Origin of the sequence: Arenimonas donghaensis DSM 18148 = HO3-R19, from assembly GCF_000743535.1 — a bacterium.
Lineage (GTDB): Bacteria > Pseudomonadota > Gammaproteobacteria > Xanthomonadales > Xanthomonadaceae > Arenimonas > Arenimonas donghaensis.
This window is the reverse complement of sequence record NZ_AVCJ01000003.1, coordinates 11,890-26,564: the sequence shown is the minus strand read 5'-3', so window position 1 is coordinate 26,564 and position 14,675 is coordinate 11,890. Positions and strand designations below refer to the sequence as shown.

The 14,675-nt window shown below is 70.4% G+C and carries 13 protein-coding genes; 9 read left to right on the top strand and 4 right to left on the bottom strand.

What is annotated here, in order from left to right:
* Positions 1 to 14 precede the first annotated feature (14 nt).
* From panB to pgi, 3 genes are read left to right on the top strand one after another with little or no spacing between them, the layout of a single operon-like run.
* On the top strand, positions 15 to 842 hold the full coding sequence (gene panB / locus N788_RS03310; RefSeq protein WP_051924312.1) for a 3-methyl-2-oxobutanoate hydroxymethyltransferase: 828 nt from the start codon (positions 15 to 17) through the stop codon (positions 840 to 842).
* Complete coding sequence (gene panC, locus N788_RS03305) at positions 839 to 1,690, top strand: pantoate--beta-alanine ligase (RefSeq protein WP_034220918.1); 852 nt, start codon at positions 839 to 841, stop codon at positions 1,688 to 1,690. The genes panB and panC overlap by 4 nt, the downstream gene beginning before the upstream one ends.
* Before the next feature lie 28 nt (positions 1,691 to 1,718).
* Positions 1,719 to 3,233, top strand: coding sequence for a glucose-6-phosphate isomerase (gene pgi / locus N788_RS03300; RefSeq protein ID WP_034220917.1), 1,515 nt, complete (start codon positions 1,719 to 1,721; stop codon positions 3,231 to 3,233).
* On the opposite strand, the gene queG is transcribed toward pgi, so the two are convergent.
* Positions 3,230 to 4,294 (bottom strand): tRNA epoxyqueuosine(34) reductase QueG, encoded by a 1,065-nt coding sequence (gene queG / locus N788_RS03295; RefSeq protein WP_034220916.1) that lies wholly within the window; start codon positions 4,292 to 4,294, stop codon positions 3,230 to 3,232. The genes pgi and queG overlap by 4 nt on opposite strands.
* Before the next feature lie 23 nt (positions 4,295 to 4,317).
* Here queG and N788_RS03290 point away from each other — a divergent pair, with 23 nt between their 5' ends.
* The 6 genes from N788_RS03290 to N788_RS03265 all read left to right on the top strand — a co-directional run bounded on the left by N788_RS03290 (position 4,318) and on the right by N788_RS03265 (position 11,401).
* Positions 4,318 to 5,796 carry a bifunctional ADP-dependent NAD(P)H-hydrate dehydratase/NAD(P)H-hydrate epimerase gene (locus N788_RS03290; RefSeq protein ID WP_034220914.1) on the top strand — a complete coding sequence of 493 codons (1,479 nt, stop codon included), beginning with the start codon at positions 4,318 to 4,320 and terminating at the stop codon, positions 5,794 to 5,796.
* On the top strand, positions 5,793 to 6,254 hold the full coding sequence (gene tsaE, locus N788_RS03285; RefSeq protein WP_034220912.1) for a tRNA (adenosine(37)-N6)-threonylcarbamoyltransferase complex ATPase subunit type 1 TsaE: 462 nt from the start codon (positions 5,793 to 5,795) through the stop codon (positions 6,252 to 6,254). Before N788_RS03290 ends, tsaE begins: the two co-directional genes overlap by 4 nt.
* A 109-nt stretch (positions 6,255 to 6,363) precedes the next feature.
* Complete coding sequence (locus tag N788_RS03280; protein WP_034220911.1) at positions 6,364 to 7,713, top strand: N-acetylmuramoyl-L-alanine amidase; 1,350 nt, start codon at positions 6,364 to 6,366, stop codon at positions 7,711 to 7,713.
* Between the two features lie 53 nt (positions 7,714 to 7,766).
* Positions 7,767 to 9,551, top strand: coding sequence for a DNA mismatch repair endonuclease MutL (mutL, locus tag N788_RS03275; RefSeq protein ID WP_034220910.1), 1,785 nt, complete (start codon positions 7,767 to 7,769; stop codon positions 9,549 to 9,551).
* Complete coding sequence (locus N788_RS03270; protein ID WP_034220909.1) at positions 9,551 to 10,498, top strand: DUF1684 domain-containing protein; 948 nt, start codon at positions 9,551 to 9,553, stop codon at positions 10,496 to 10,498. Before mutL ends, N788_RS03270 begins: the two co-directional genes overlap by 1 nt.
* An 18-nt stretch (positions 10,499 to 10,516) precedes the next feature.
* Positions 10,517 to 11,401 (top strand): TraB/GumN family protein, encoded by an 885-nt coding sequence (locus N788_RS03265; RefSeq protein ID WP_034220908.1) that lies wholly within the window; start codon positions 10,517 to 10,519, stop codon positions 11,399 to 11,401.
* Here the strand turns inward: N788_RS03265 and rsxB are convergent.
* Genes rsxB through metG form a run of 3 tightly spaced genes read right to left on the bottom strand, consistent with a single transcriptional unit; the run spans position 11,380 to position 14,622 of the window.
* Positions 11,380 to 11,934, bottom strand: coding sequence for an electron transport complex subunit RsxB (gene rsxB, locus N788_RS03260; RefSeq protein WP_034220906.1), 555 nt, complete (start codon positions 11,932 to 11,934; stop codon positions 11,380 to 11,382). The genes N788_RS03265 and rsxB overlap by 22 nt on opposite strands.
* Positions 11,934 to 12,515 (bottom strand): electron transport complex subunit RsxA, encoded by a 582-nt coding sequence (gene rsxA, locus N788_RS03255; RefSeq protein ID WP_034220904.1) that lies wholly within the window; start codon positions 12,513 to 12,515, stop codon positions 11,934 to 11,936. Before rsxA ends, rsxB begins: the two co-directional genes overlap by 1 nt.
* Positions 12,516 to 12,522: 7 nt before the next feature.
* The gene (gene metG, locus N788_RS03250) at positions 12,523 to 14,622 is read right to left on the bottom strand and encodes a methionine--tRNA ligase (protein WP_034220902.1); all 2,100 of its coding nucleotides are present in this window, start codon (positions 14,620 to 14,622) and stop codon (positions 12,523 to 12,525) included.
* Positions 14,623 to 14,675 lie beyond the last annotated feature (53 nt).

Sequence of the window (14,675 nt, the reverse complement as noted above, 5' to 3'; positions counted from 1 at the left end):
CCCTGGACGCCGCCATGTACGCCAACGATGAAAAGGCCGCGCCGCGTGCGCGCCTGACGGTGCCCGGACTGCGCAAGATGAAGGCCGAGGGGCGGCGCATCGTCTCGGTGACGGCCTACGACGCCGGCTTCGCCCGCACCGTCGACGCCGCCGGGTTGGATTTCGTGCTCGTCGGCGATTCGCTGGGCATGGTCTGCCAGGGCCACGACAGCACGCTGCCGGTCACCGTCGCCGACATCGCCTACCACGTCGCCTGCGTGGCCCGCGGGCTGTCGTCGGCGCTGCTGGTCGCGGACCTGCCGTTCCAGGCCGACGCCACGCCGGAGCGCGCGCTCGATGCCTCCACGCGTTTCCTGCAGGCCGGAGCTGCGATGGTCAAGCTCGAGGGCGCCGGCAACAAGCTCGACGTCATCCGGTTCCTGTCCGAGCGCGAGATCCCGGTCTGCGCGCACCTGGGCCTGACCCCGCAGTCGGTGCTGCGCCTGGGCGGCTACAAGGTGCAGGGCCGCGAACAGGCCGCGGCCGAACGCCTGGCGGCGGATGCACGCGCCGTCGCGGACGCCGGTGCGGACATGCTGGTGCTCGAATGCGTGCCCTCGGCGCTGGCAAAGCGCATCACCGACGACATCGCCATCCCCACCATCGGCATCGGCGCCGGCCCGGCCTGCGACGGCCAGATCCTGGTCCTGCACGACCTGCTGGGCCTCAACAGCGGCCATCGCCGCCCGCGCTTCGTCAAGGACTTCCTGGCCGAAGGCGGCTCCATCGAAGGCGCGCTGCGCGCTTATGCCGACGCGGTGCGCGACGGCAGTTTCCCCGGCCCCGAACACGGATACCAATGATGCAGACCCATGACTCGCTGGCGTCCCTGCGCGCGCAGCTTCGCCAGTGGCGCCGGGAAGGCGCCAGCGTCGGTTTCGTGCCGACCATGGGCAACCTGCATGCCGGGCATTTCGCCCTGGTCGAGCTGGCCCGCCGGCATGCCGACAAGGTCGTCGCCAGCATCTTCGTCAATCCCACGCAGTTCGGTCCCAACGAGGACTACGCGCGCTATCCACGCACCGAACAGGCCGACATCGACGGCCTGGCGACGCACCGCTGCGATGCGCTGTTCCTGCCGGACGTCGAGCAGATGTACCCCTTCGGCACCATGGGCTGCGTGCAGATGCACGTGCCGGGCATCACCGACATCCTGTGCGGCGCGCACCGGCCTGGCCATTTCAACGGTGTCGCCCAGGTCGTGGCGCGCCTGTTCAACATGGTCCAGCCCGACCTCGCCGTGTTCGGGCGCAAGGACTACCAGCAGCTGCAGGTCATCCGCTACATGGCGCGGGAAATGAGCTTCCCGGTCGAGATCATCCCGGCGCCGACGCTGCGCGAAGCCGACGGCCTGGCGATGAGTTCGCGCAACCAGTACCTGCAGGGCGACGAGCGCAAGACCGCGACGCATATCCACCAGACGCTGCGGTTCATGCGCGATGCCGCCCGCCAGGGGCTGCCGGTGCGCGGCATCGAGGACGAAGCCCTGTCGCGCCTGGAGGCCTCGGGCTTCACGGTCGACTATGCCGAAGTGCGGCGTGCCGACCTGTCGCGGCCGCGGTCGCCCGACGAACCGGGCCTGCTGGCCCTGATCGCGGCGCGGCTGGGCCGCACGCGGCTGATCGACAACCTGGCTTTCGACGAACCATGATCGCGACGGCCACTTTCCCGGGGCATCCATGCTGAGCGCCGCGCACTGGCAGCAACTCAGGCAGCACGGCGATCGCCTGGCGGCGACCCCGCTTTCGGCCCTGATGGCCGCCGAACCGGCGCGGGCCGGCACTTGGGCGCTGCGGGTCGGGCCGATCCACGCCAGCTTCGCGCGCCAGCGCATCGACGATGCCGCCTGGGGCCAGCTGCAGTCGCTGGCGACCGGTGCCGGCCTGGCGAAGGCACTGGCGGCCCTGTTCGACGGCGAAATCGTAAATCCAACCGAAGGCCGCCCGGCCCTGCACAGTGCGCTGCGCGGCGACGTCGGCCGCGGTGAACCGGCGCGCGCCGCCGCCGCCGAGGCCCGTGCCGGCCGCGAGCGCGTCGACGCGCTGCACGCGGCCCTGGCCCAGGGGCCGGTCACCGACATCGTCAGCGTCGGCATCGGGGGCAGCGACCTGGGTCCGCGCCTGGCCGTGGACGCCTTGCGTGATTTCCATGACGGTCGTTTCCGCGTGCATTTCCTGACCAACGTCGATGGCAGCGCCGCACGTCACCTGCTTGCCGACCTGGACCCGGGGCGCACGGCCGGGATCCTGGTGTCCAAGAGTTTCGGCACGCAGGAAACCCTGCTCAACGGCGGCATCCTGCGCGACTGGCTGGGCGGCAGCGAGCGGCTGTACGCAGTCAGCGCCAACGTCGCGCGTGCCGAAGCCTTCGGTATCGCCCCGGATCGCGTGCTGCCGATGTGGGACTGGGTGGGTGGCCGCTATTCGCTGTGGTCGGCGGTGGGGTTCGCGCTGCAGCTCGCCATCGGCCACGACGGATTCGCACGCCTGCTCGAAGGCGCGGCGATGATGGACCAGCACGTGCGCGAAGCGCCGCCGGCGCGCAACCTGGCGGCCTGGCACGGCCTGTTCGCGGTCTGGAACCGCAACGCGCTGGGTGCCGCCAGCCACGCGGTGATGCCCTACGACCAGCGCCTGGCGCTGTTGCCGGGCTTCCTGCAGCAGCTGGTCATGGAAAGCCTGGGCAAATCGGTGCGGCTCGACGGCAGCCCGGTGCCGGTGCACACGGTGCCGGTGCTGTGGGGCGGCGCAGGCACCAATGCCCAGCACAGCTTCTTCCAGGCGCTGCACCAGGGCACCGACATCCTGCCGGCCGATTTCATCGGCGTGGTGCGGCCGGCGCACGGTTTCGACGACAACCACCACGCGCTGCTGGCCAACCTGCTGGCCCAGTCCGAGGCGCTGGCCAACGGCGCGCCCTCCGACGACCCGCACAAGCGTTATCCCGGCGGGCGCCCGAACACCCTGTTCCTGCTCGACGAACTCAATCCCTATTCGCTGGGTGCGCTGCTGGCGATGTACGAGCACAGCGTCTACGTGCAGTCGGTGCTCTGGGGCATCAACGCCTTCGACCAGTGGGGTGTCGAGCTGGGCAAGAAAATCGCCGGCGAACTGCTGCCGGCGGTGGCCGGTGACGCCGAGCCCTCCGACCCTGTCACCCGGGCGCTCATCGCGGAAATCCGCTCGCGCCGCTAATCGCGGCCTTCGTGCCGGGCGAGCGCCCAGGCGACGTGTTCGCGCACCAGCGCGCTGGCATGGTCCCGCCGCGAGGCCAGCGCCGCCAGCACGCCTGGCGTGGTCGGGGCATTGCCCAGGGCCACGGCGATGTTGCGCAGCCAGCCTTCGTGGCCGGTGCGGCGGATCGCCGAGCCTTCGGTGCGCCGCAGGAACTCGTCTTCCTCCCAGGCGAACAGGTCGGCCAGGCTGGCCTGGTCCAGGTCGTTGCGCGCGCGGAAGTCGGGTTCGTCGTGGCGCTGGGCGAACTTGTTCCAGGGACAGGCGAGCTGGCAGTCGTCGCAGCCGAAGATGCGGTTGCCGATGAGCGGACGCAGTTCTTCGGGGATGGCTTCGCGCAGTTCGATCGTCAGGTAGCTGATGCAGCGGCGGGCGTCGACGCGGTAGGGCGCGACGATGGCGCCGGTCGGGCAAACCTCGATGCAGCGCGTGCAGGTGCCGCAATGGGCGCTGGCGGGCGCATCCACCGGCAGCGGCAGGTCGGTGTAGATCTCGCCCAGGAAAAACCAGCTGCCGGCGCTGCGGTTGATCAGGCAGCTGTGCTTGCCGATCCAGCCCAGGCCAGCGTCGCGGGCCAGGGCGCGTTCGAGCACGGGCGCCGAATCCACGAACGCGCGATAGCCGAAGGGCCCGGTTTCTTCGGCGATCCGGTCGGCCAGCTTCTGCAGGCGGTTGCGCATCAGCTTGTGGTAGTCCCGGCCCAGGGCGTAGCGCGCCACGTAGGCGCGTTCGCCTTCCGCCAGCGTGTCCCAGGCGGCGCCGTCGTCGGCGGTGCCGTAATCCAGGCGCACCGACACCACGCGCACGGTGCCCGGCACCAGCTCCTCGGGGCGCGCGCGCTTGTCGCCGTGGCGCGCCATGTAGTCCATGCGCCCGTGCTGTCCCTTGGCCAGCCAGTCGCGCAGGTGCGCGGCGTCCTGGTCGAGCGTGATGCCGGCGATGCCGACCTGCTGGAAGCCAAGCTCGCTGCCCCAGGCCTTGATGGCGAGGGCCAGTTGATCCATGTCGGCGCGGTCATGCATGCCGGCAAGTATAGAATCCCGCCATGGCCGACATGTTCCCCCTCTACCGCGGCGACCAGGTTCGCGCGATGGATCGCCGCGCGATCGAGCAGTGGGGCATCCCGGCCTACGAACTGATGACCCGTGCCGGTACGGCCGCCTGGGCCTTGCTGCGCGCGCAATGGCCGCAGGTGCGGCGCATCGGGGTGGCCTGCGGTCCGGGCAACAACGGCGGCGATGGATACGTGCTGGCGCGCCTGGCGCGCGAGGCGGGCTGCACCGTGCACGTGGTTTGTGCGCCGGGCGGCCATCCGCGCCGCGATCCCGCGCGCGAGGCGCTCGCGGCCTGGCGCGGCGCCGGTGGCCGGGTCGAGTCCTTCGACGGGATGCTGCCCGACGTCGACGTCTGGGTCGACGCGATCTACGGTATCGGACTGTCGCGGCCGCCCTCGGACGCGGTGCGCTCGCTGATCGAACGAATCAATGCCAGTCGCCGCCCGGTGCTGGCGCTGGACGTGCCCTCGGGCGTGGACGCCGACCGCGGCCGGGTGCCCGGGGTGGTGGTGCAGTCACGCGTCACCCTGAGCTTCATCGCCGCCAAGCAGGGCCTGTACACCGGCCAGGCCCGGGACGCCTGCGGCGAAGTCAGGGTGGACCGCCTGGGCCTGCCGGCGATCGACACCGGCCAGGACCCACCCTCGGCCTGGCTGGTGCGTGACACCGACCTGTCGGCCTGGCTGGCGCCGCGCCACGCCAATGCGCACAAGGGTGAACACGGCCACGTGCTGTGCATCGGTGGCGAGGTCGGCATGGGCGGCGCCGTGCGCCTGTGCGCGGAAGCCGCCCTGCGTACCGGCGTGGGCCTGGCCAGCGTCGCCACCCGCCGCGAGGGCGTCGCGGCCCTGGTCGCGGCCCGCCCGGAGGCCATGACCCATGCCGTCGAGGACGCCACCGCCCTGGCACCGCTGCTCGAACGCGCCAGCGTGGTGGCCGTCGGCCCCGGACTGGGGCAGGGGGACTGGGGAAGATCGCTGCTCGACGCGTCGCTGGGTGCCGGCAAGTCGCTGGTGCTCGATGCCGATGCCTTGAACCTGCTGGCGGTCCGGCCGGTGCCCGTGCCCGGGGCCGTGCTGACCCCGCCCCCCGGCGAGGCGGCCCGCCTGCTCGCCTGTGATACGGCGCAGGTGCAGGCGGACCGTTTTGGCGCCGCGCACCGGCTGGCCCAGCGCTACCAGGCCGTGGTGGTGCTCAAGGGGGCCGGCACCGTCGTCGCCGCACCCGGGCGGGATCCGGTGGTCGTGGGCGCCGGCAACCCGGGCATGGCGACCGGCGGCATGGGCGACGTGCTTTCGGGCGTGATCGCCTCGCTGCTCGCCCAGGGGCTGCCGGCCTTCGAGGCCAGCGTCGCCGGCGCGTTGCTGCATGCCACCGCCGGCGACGCCGCGGCACGCGTGGACGGCGAACGTGGCCTGCTGCCTTCCGATCTGTTTCCCCACCTGCGCAGGCTGGCGAACCCGGCATGAGCGAACGCGAGCACTTCCTGGCCGACCCGGCCGCCACCGAAGCCCTGGGCCGGGCACTAGCGGCCACCGCCCCCGCCGGTGCCGTCGTTTTCCTCGAGGGTCCCCTGGGCGCGGGCAAGTCGAGCCTGGCCCGGGCCTGGCTGCGGGCGCTGGGCGTGCAGGGCGCGATCAAGAGCCCGACCTATACGCTGGTCGAGCGTTATGCGCTGCCGGACGGGGGCGAGGCGGCGCACCTGGACCTCTACCGGCTGGCGGACGCTGCGGAGCTTGATTTCCTGGGCCTGGACGAACTGGCCGACGCCCGGCTCTGGCTGGTGGAGTGGCCGGAGCGGGGCGCTTTGGGCCTCCCGCCGTCGGACCTGCGTATCAGCCTGGCGCTGGCCGGCACGGGCCGGGTGGCGCGACTGCAGGCAACCAGCGCCCGCGGCGAGGCCTGGCTGGGCAAAACCCCCGGATAGTGGGTTTCCGGCCACCTTCTTACCCAAATCCTAGGAAGGTGGGGCAGGTATCGGATTACAAAGGAAAAAGTGCTTGCAATAGCGCGCGGGCGGTGCTTCAATCGGCCGCATGCGTCGTCCCCAGGCCCTTGCTGTTTCGTTCGCCGCCCTGCTGGCGCTCGCCGCGTCCGCGGCGCAGGCCGCGCAGCTGCGCGGGGTCACCCTGGTCGAAGGGGCGTCGGGCACCCACGCCGTACTCGACCTGTCGGCCCCGGCCGACTACAAGGTTTTCACCCTCGCCAACCCGCACCGCCTGGTGCTCGACCTGTCGGGCTCGTCGGTGGCCAGCGGCTTCCGGGCCCCGGCGCCCAACGGCCTGGTCGCCGGCGTGCGCACCGGCAAGCCGGCCGAAGGCGACCTGCGCGTCGTGCTCGATCTCGGGGGCGCGGTGCAGCCGCGCAGCCGCATCGAACGCGAGGGCGACTCCGCCCGCCTGATCGTCGAACTGCTTTCCACTGACCGCCCCAGCGGCACGCCCGCCGTGGCGCGCACGCTCGAGGACGTCATCGGCGCGGGTGAGCGCAAGCTGGTCATCGCCATCGACGCCGGCCACGGCGGCAAGGACCCGGGCGCGATCGGCCCGAGCCGCAAGTACGAAAAAGACATCACCCTGGCGATGGCGCGCGAGCTCGCGCGCCAGGTCAATGCCGACCCGGGCATGGAAGCTTTCATGGTGCGCGACGGCGACGTCTTCATTCCGCTGCACGAGCGCTACCAGAAGGCCCGCGAGGCCCAGGCCGACCTGTTCGTCTCCATCCACGCCGACGCCGCCCACAACAAGGCGGCCAGCGGTGCGTCGGTGTACGTGCTGTCGCTGCGCGGCGCCTCGTCTGAAGCCGCGCGCTGGCTGGCCGACCAGGAAAACGCCGCCGATCTGGTCGGCGGGGTCTCGCTGGACGCGCGCGACAAGAACCTGGCGGCGGTCCTGCTGGACCTGTCGCAGAACGCCACGATGCGCGTCTCCGACGATGTCGCCGGCGAAGTGCTGGCCGCGCTCAAGGGCGTCGGCAAGACCCACAAGAAGCAGATCGAGCGCGCCAATTTCGTCGTGCTGCGCTCGCCGGACGTGCCCTCGATGCTGGTCGAGACCGGTTTCATCACCAATCCCGGTGAAGAAACCCGGCTGTCCGACCCGGCCTATCGCAGCCGGATGGCCACCGCCATCGTGTCGGGCGTGCGCAACTACTTCGCCAACCAGGCGCCCCCGGGCACCTGGTACGCGGCCCGCCAGGGCACCCTGGGCGGCAGCCGCCAGCACGTGGTCAGCCGCGGCGAGACGCTGAGCCTGATCGCCCAGCGCCACGGCGTGCCGATGAATTCCATCCGTGCCGCCAACCGGCTCGACGGCGACACCGTGAAGATCGGCGAGCGCCTGACCATCCCGGTCGCCAGCGCCACCCTGGCTGGTCTGCCGGAGTAAGCCGCGCCGCCGCTGCTATCATCGGGGCTGTTTTCGCCCGGACCCTGCGCGACGTGCCGATCCAAGCCCTGCCCGACACCCTGGTCAACCAGATCGCCGCCGGCGAGGTGGTCGAACGCCCTGCGTCGGTGGTCAAGGAGCTGGTCGAGAACGCCCTGGATGCCGGCGCGAACCGGGTGGACATCGATCTCGAGGAAGGCGGCGTTCGCCTGATTCGCATTCGCGACGACGGCGGCGGCATCCCGGCACCGGAACTGGCCCTGGCCATCTCCCGCCATGCCACCAGCAAGATCAGCTCGATCGAAGACCTCGAGGAAGTCGCCACGCTGGGGTTCCGCGGCGAGGCCTTGCCGTCGATCGCCTCGGTCAGCCGCTTCGCGATCAGCGCGCGGCCGCGAGGCGAAAGCCAGGGCGCCCGCCTCGAAGTGGACGGCGGTCGCGTCGGCGAACTGATGCCGCATCCGCATCCCGAGGGCACCACGGTCGAGGTGCGCGACCTGTTCTTCAACGTGCCGGCGCGACGCAAGTTCCTGCGCGCCGAACGCACCGAACTCGGACACATCGAGGAATGGCTGCGCTCGCTGGCGCTGGCCCGTCCTTGGGTCGAACTGCGCATCAGCCACAACGGTCGCGCCAGCCGGCACTACAAGCCGGTGCGCGACGGCGGCGAGCGCCTGCGTCGCGTCGCCGAGGCCCTGGGCGAAGACTTCACCCACCAGTGCCTGGAAATCGACCATGCCGCCGCAGGCCTGCGACTGCATGGCTGGGTCGGGCTGCCCACCGCGGCGCGGTCGAGCGCCGACCAGCAATACTTCTACGTCAACGGCCGCGCCGTGCGCGACCGCACCGTCGCGCACGCGGTGCGCCAGGCCTACGCCGACGTGCTGTTCCACGGCCGGCACCCTGCCTTCGTGCTCTTCCTCGAGTGCGACCCGCGCCAGGTCGACGTCAACGTGCATCCGGCCAAACACGAGGTGCGCTTCCGCGAGCAGCGGCTGGTGCACGAGTTCATCTACCGGACCCTGCACCAGGCGCTGGCCTCGACGCGCGCCGGGTTGGCCGCGGAACCGCAGGCAAGCCCGGCGCTGGCGATGGGCGTGGCGGCGCCTGGAGGCGGCGGCTTCACGCCGCGGCAGGGCGGCCTGGGTTTGCCGGTGCGCGAAGCGATGTCGGCCTATGCCTCGCTGTATCGCGCACCCGAGCCGGGGCAGGCCGGCACCGCGATGCCGGCGGCGGCCGCCAACGAAGGCGAAGCGCCGCCGCTTGGCTATGCGCTCGCGCAGCTGCATGGTGTCTTCGTGCTGGCCGAAAACGACCATGGCCTGGTGCTGGTGGACATGCATGCGGCCCATGAACGCATCACCTACGAACGGCTCAAGTCGGCGCTCGACGGCGAGGGCATCCGCAGCCAACCCTTGCTGGTCCCGGTGTCGCTGGCGGTCAGCGAACGCGAGGCCGATGCCGCCGACCAGCATGCCCAGGCGCTGGCCGACTACGGCTTCGAGATCCGCCGCGCCGGACCGCAGGCCCTGTCGATCCGCAGCGTGCCGAGCCTGCTGGCCGACCTCGACCCGCGCGCGCTGGCCCTGGACGTGCTCGCCGACCTGCGCGAACACGGCAGCAGCCGCAAGCTCGAGCAAGCGCGCAACGAACTGCTTTCGACCCTGGCCTGCCATACGTCGGTGCGTGCGAACCGGCGCCTGACGGTGCCGGAGATGAACGCGCTGCTTCGCGACATGGAAGCCACCGAGCGCAGCGGCCAATGCAACCACGGGCGCCCGACCTGGGTGCAGTTGAGCAAATCCGAGTTGGACAAACTTTTCCTCAGGGGACGCTGATGCGCACTATCCTGCTGCCTGGTCTGGCCCTGTCCGCCGCACTCGCCGGCTGCGGCGGCGGCGATGCCGAATCCAACGCCGAATCCGCGGCACGCGCCGAGCAGGCTGCGCGCCAGGCCTACGTCCGGGAAATACGCCAGTGGCGCGAGCAGCGCGTCGAGCGGCTGACCCGCCCGGACGGCTGGTTGTCCCTGGTTGGCCTGCACTGGGTCGGCACGGGCACGACGTTCGTGGGCTCGGCCAAGGACAACGGCACCCGCCTGGACCTGGGCCCGCCGCAGCTGGGCATGCTCACCCTGGAAAAGGACGGCAGCGCGCGCCTGGACATCGCCAAGGGCGCCGAGGTCTGGATCAACGGCGAACCGGCCCAAGGCCGGGTGGAACTGGTGTCCGATGCGCGGGGCACGCCGACGGTCGTGGGCTTCAACCGCGGCGACGCCAGTTTCCTGCTGATCGAGCGTTCGGGGCGGCACGCCCTGCGGGTGCGAAATGCCATGGCTCGCACGCGGACCAGCTTCCCGGGCATCGACTATTTCGACATCAATCCCGACTTCCGCTTCGAGGCGCGCTTCGAAGCGCATCCGGAGGGCAGGACCATGGACATCGTCAACATGCTGGGCATGGTCGAGCCGATGGCGAACCCCGGCCGGGTGCACTTCGAGAAAGACGGCAAGGCCTACCTGCTCGAAGCCCTGGACGAGGGGGATGGCCAGCTGTTTTTCGTCTTCGCCGACCGCACCAGCGGGCACGAGACCTATTCGGCGTCACGTTTCCTCTACGCTGAACCGGCGGGGCCCGACGGCATGACCGTGCTCGACTTCAACCGTGCCTACAATCCGCCCTGCGCGTTCACCGCGTATTCCACCTGCCCGATGCCGCCGCCGGAGAACCGGCTGGACCTGCGCATCGAAGCGGGCGAAAAAAAGCCCCTGCCGTTTCCCCAATAAGCCCGAAGGATCCCCTGAATGCGCCTGGCCTGGATCGCCTGCCTGCTGACCCTCACGTTCGCCGCCGGCTGTGCCCGGGCCGAAGCCCCGCGCCCGCTGCTCTGGAAGGTCAGCGACGCCGACAATGCCGTCTACCTGCTGGGCTCGTTCCATCTGCTGCGAAAGGGCGACTACCCGCTGGCCGCCAGCACCGACCTGGCCTTCGAGGATGCCGAGTCGCTGGTGTTCGAGCTCTCGCCGGCCGAGATGAACGATCCCGCGCTGGGCCAGCGGATGGGCGCCGCGGCGCGCCGCGAGGATGGCAAGCGCCTGCAGGACACCTTGCCGACCCAGACCTGGGCCCGGCTCGAAGCCTGGTCGGCGCGCCGCGGCGTGCCGATCGAGAACCTGCAGGCTTTCGAGGCCTGGTTCGTCAGCCTGACGGTTTCGCTGCTCGAGATGCAGCGGCTGGGCCTGGATCCGGCGCTGGGCCTGGACCGGCATTTCGCCCGCCGGGCCGTCGAAGCCGGCAAGCCCACCGAAGGCCTGGAGACCGGCGCCCAGCAGATCGCGCTGTTCGACGGTCTCGACCCCCGCCTCCAGCAGCAGTCGCTCGAAGAGGTGCTGGCGGATGCCGAGAAGATGGAAGAGAACATCAACCGGCTTCACCAGCTTTGGCGCAACGGCGACGACGCCGGCATCGAAGCCGAAACCAACCAGCGCCTGCGCGAGGAATACCCGGAGCTGTACCGGCGCATCAATCGCGACCGCAACCTGGCCTGGCTGCCGGTGCTGGAGCAGCGCCTGGAGCGCGGCGGCAAGGACGAGGACGTGCTGGTGATCGTCGGTGCGCTGCACCTGCTCGGCGACGACGGCCTGGTGAACCTGCTGCGCGAGGCCGGCTACACCGTCGAACGGCTCTGAGCCGGCGCCGGCCGGGGCCAGCGGTATTCGCTGGCCCGGGGCGTTGGCGCGACCAGCTCGATGCAATCCACCGGGCAGGGCGGCAGGCATAGCTCGCAGCCGGTGCACAGCTCCGGAACCACGGTGTGCATGCGCTTGGGCGCCCCGATGATCGCGTCCACCGGGCAGGCCTGGATGCACTTGGTGCAGCCGATGCAGTCCTCTTCCACGATCAGCGCCACGACCGGTGGCTTGATGCTGCCGTTTTCGGGGTTGACGGGTTTGGCTTCGCGGCCCAGCAGTTCGGCGAGGGCGCGGACGCCGGCATCACCGCCGGGCGGGCACTGGTTGATGTCGGCGTCGCCGCGGGCGATGGCTTCGGCATAAGGCCGGCAGCCCGGATAGCCGCATTGGGCGCACTGGGTTTGCGGCAGCAGGCGGTCGATGCGTTCGACCATCGGGTCGGCCTGCACGCGAAACCGCACGGTGGCCCAGCCGAGCACTGCGCCCAGGAGGGCGGCCAGGCCGACCACCACGCCGACCGACAGCCACATCAGGCCGGCACCATGCCGGTGAAGCCCATGAAGGCCAGGGACATCAGCCCGGCGGTGACCAGGGCGATCGGCGTGCCGCGCCAGGCGGCAGGGACGTCGGCGACTTCAAGGCGTTCGCGCATGGCCGAGAACAGCACCAGCACCAGGCCGAAGCCCACTGCCGCGCCGAACCCGTAGACGACCGCATCGAACAGGCCCCGGCGCGCCTGCACGTTGAGCAGCGCGACGCCCAGCACCGCGCAGTTGGTGGTGATCAGCGGCAGGTACAGGCCCAGCACGCGGTACAGGCGAGGGCTCTGGCGGTTCATCACCGTCTCGGTGAATTGCACGACCGCCGCGATCACCAGGATGAAGCCCAGGGTGCGCAGGTGTTCCAGGCCCAGCGGCGCCAGCAGCCAGTGGTGCACGCACCAGGCCAGCGCCGCCGAAAGCGTGAGCACGAAGCCGGTGGCCAGGGCCATGCCGTAGGCAGCGTCCAGCCGCCGCGATACGCCCATGAACGGGCAGAGGCCGAGGAACTTCACCAACACGAAGTTATTGACGAACACCGCGCCGACCAGCAGCAGGGCGATGTCGTCCATGGCGGCCTCAGCGCACCGGCATGCCGGCCTCGGCGCTGGCGTCGGCGCCCAGCAGGGCCAGTGCGCCGCCGTCATGGCCGGCCGACAGGATCATGCCCTCGCTCAGGCCGAAGCGCATCTTGCGCGGCGCCAGGTTGGCGATGAAGACGACGTTGCGGCCGACCAGCGCATCCGGTTCGCCGTAGCTGGCGCGGATGCCGCTGAAGATCTGGCGCTGGCCGAGTTCGCCGGCGTCGAGCAGGAACCGCAGCAGTTTGTCCGAGCCTTCGACGAAACCGCACTCGAGCACCTTGCCGATGCGCAGGTCGAGTTTGCCGAAGTCCTCGATGCCGATGAAGTTTTCCCCTGTGGGAGAGGCTTCAGTCCCGGTGCTCTTGCCGGCGCTGGCTTTCGGGACTGAAGTCCCTCCCACAGGGGCGGCGGCGGGCTTGAGGTCTTCCTTGCTTGCTTCGGTCATGGCGTCGATCTGCTTGGGGTCGATTCGGGTCATCAGGGCTTCGAAGGGTGCGATGGCGTGGCCGAGCAACGGACGGGCGACGTCGTCCCAGTGCCGCACCGGGGCCTGCAGGAAACCTTCCGCCCGCGCGACCGTGCCCGGCAGCACCGGCTTGAGCGCCGCCGCCAGCACGCGGAACAGGTTCAGGCCCTGGCTGCAGACGGCCTGCAGCTCGGCGTCGGCGCCCTCGCGCTTGGCGATCACCCAGGGCTTGTGTTCGTCGATGTAGCGGTTGGCCTCGTCGGCCAGCGCCATCACCTGGCGCATGGCCTGGCCATACTCGTCGCGTGCGTAGCTGGCGGCGATGTCGCGGGCACCGGCGACGAAACGTTCGTACATGGCCGGGTCGGGCAGGGCGGGCGCCAGCTGGCCGTCGAACCGCTTGGTGATGAAGCCGGCGCAGCGGCTGGCGATGTTGACGAACTTGCCCACCAGGTCGGAATTGACCCGGGCGACGAAGTCCTCGAGGTTGAGGTCCAGGTCGACGACGCCGGCGCCGGTCTTGACCGCGAAGTAGTAGCGCAGTGCCTCCGGGTCCAGGCCCTGGTCGAGATAGGTGCGGGCCATGACAAAAGTGCCGCGCGACTTGCTCATCTTGGCGCCGTTGACGGTGAGGTAGCCGTTGACGTGCAGCGCCGTCGGCGGCCTGAGCCCGGCGCCGTGCAGCATCGCCGGCCAGAACAGGCCGTGGAAGTTGATGATGTCCTTGCCCAGGAAGTGGTGCATCTCGGTCGGTGTGGCGCCGGCGGGGTTGCGTGCCTCGTCGGTGAAGGCGCCAAAGTCCAGTCCGGCCTTGGCGCAGTGGGCCTTGAACGACGCCAGGTAGCCGATGGGGGCGTCGAGCCAGACGTAGAAATACTTGCCCGGGGCATCCGGGATGGGAAATCCGAAGTAGGGCGCATCGCGGCTGATGTCCCAGTCGCGCAGCCCGCCTTCGAGCCACTCGGCCAGCTTGGCCTTCACCGCCGGGTGCGCCACGTCGCCGGCCAGCCACTGGCGCAGGAAGGCCTCGAACTTGCAGAGTTCGAAGAAGTAGTGCTCGGAGTCGCGCAGCTCGGGCGTCGCGCCCGACACCACCGAACGTGGGTTCTTCAGGTCGGTCGGTGCATAGGCCTTGCCGCAGACTTCGCAGTTGTCGCCGTACTGGTCGGCGGCGCCGCAATTCGGGCACTCGCCCTTGATGTAGCGGTCGGGAAGGAACATCTGCCGTTCGGGGTCGAACAGCTGCTGGATCGACCGGCGGGCAATGGCCTTGGGACCGTGGCTGCCGTCGCGCAGCCGGGTGTAGACGAGGCTGGCGAGTTCGCGGTTCTCGTCCGAGTGGGTGGAGTGGTAGTGGTCGAAATCGACACGGAAACGCCCGAAGTCGTCCTCGTGCCCGGCCTGGATGGCCTTGATGAATTCTTCCGGTGCCATGCCGGCCTTTTCGGCTGCCAGCATGATCGGGGTGCCGTGGGCGTCGTCGGCGCAGACGAAGTGCACCTCGCCGCCGGACATTCGCCGGGCCCGGACCCAGATGTCGGCCTGGATGTAGCCGACCAGGTGGCCCAGGTGCAGGGGGCCGTTGGCATAGGGCAGGGCGGTGGTGACCAGGGCAGGGCGGGGCGTCATCGGGGCTCGGGCGGGTCGGTGGGGCCGGCATTATCCCATGAAAAAAGGGCCCG

Excerpts from the sequence above, each read along its gene's own strand:
- panB (WP_051924312.1), top strand. The coding sequence starts at position 15 with ATGTACGCCAACGATGAAAAGGCCGCGCCGCGTGCGCGCCTGACGGTG.
- panC (WP_034220918.1), top strand. The coding sequence starts at position 839 with ATGATGCAGACCCATGACTCGCTGGCGTCCCTGCGCGCGCAGCTTCGC.
- pgi (WP_034220917.1), top strand. The coding sequence starts at position 1,719 with ATGCTGAGCGCCGCGCACTGGCAGCAACTCAGGCAGCACGGCGATCGC.
- queG (WP_034220916.1), bottom strand. The coding sequence starts at position 4,294 with ATGCATGACCGCGCCGACATGGATCAACTGGCCCTCGCCATCAAGGCC.
- N788_RS03290 (WP_034220914.1), top strand. The coding sequence starts at position 4,318 with ATGGCCGACATGTTCCCCCTCTACCGCGGCGACCAGGTTCGCGCGATG.
- tsaE (WP_034220912.1), top strand. The coding sequence starts at position 5,793 with ATGAGCGAACGCGAGCACTTCCTGGCCGACCCGGCCGCCACCGAAGCC.
- N788_RS03280 (WP_034220911.1), top strand. The coding sequence starts at position 6,364 with ATGCGTCGTCCCCAGGCCCTTGCTGTTTCGTTCGCCGCCCTGCTGGCG.
- N788_RS03270 (WP_034220909.1), top strand. The coding sequence starts at position 9,551 with ATGCGCACTATCCTGCTGCCTGGTCTGGCCCTGTCCGCCGCACTCGCC.
- N788_RS03265 (WP_034220908.1), top strand. The coding sequence starts at position 10,517 with ATGCGCCTGGCCTGGATCGCCTGCCTGCTGACCCTCACGTTCGCCGCC.
- rsxB (WP_034220906.1), bottom strand. The coding sequence starts at position 11,934 with ATGTGGCTGTCGGTCGGCGTGGTGGTCGGCCTGGCCGCCCTCCTGGGC.
- rsxA (WP_034220904.1), bottom strand. The coding sequence starts at position 12,515 with ATGGACGACATCGCCCTGCTGCTGGTCGGCGCGGTGTTCGTCAATAAC.
- metG (WP_034220902.1), bottom strand. The coding sequence starts at position 14,622 with ATGACGCCCCGCCCTGCCCTGGTCACCACCGCCCTGCCCTATGCCAAC.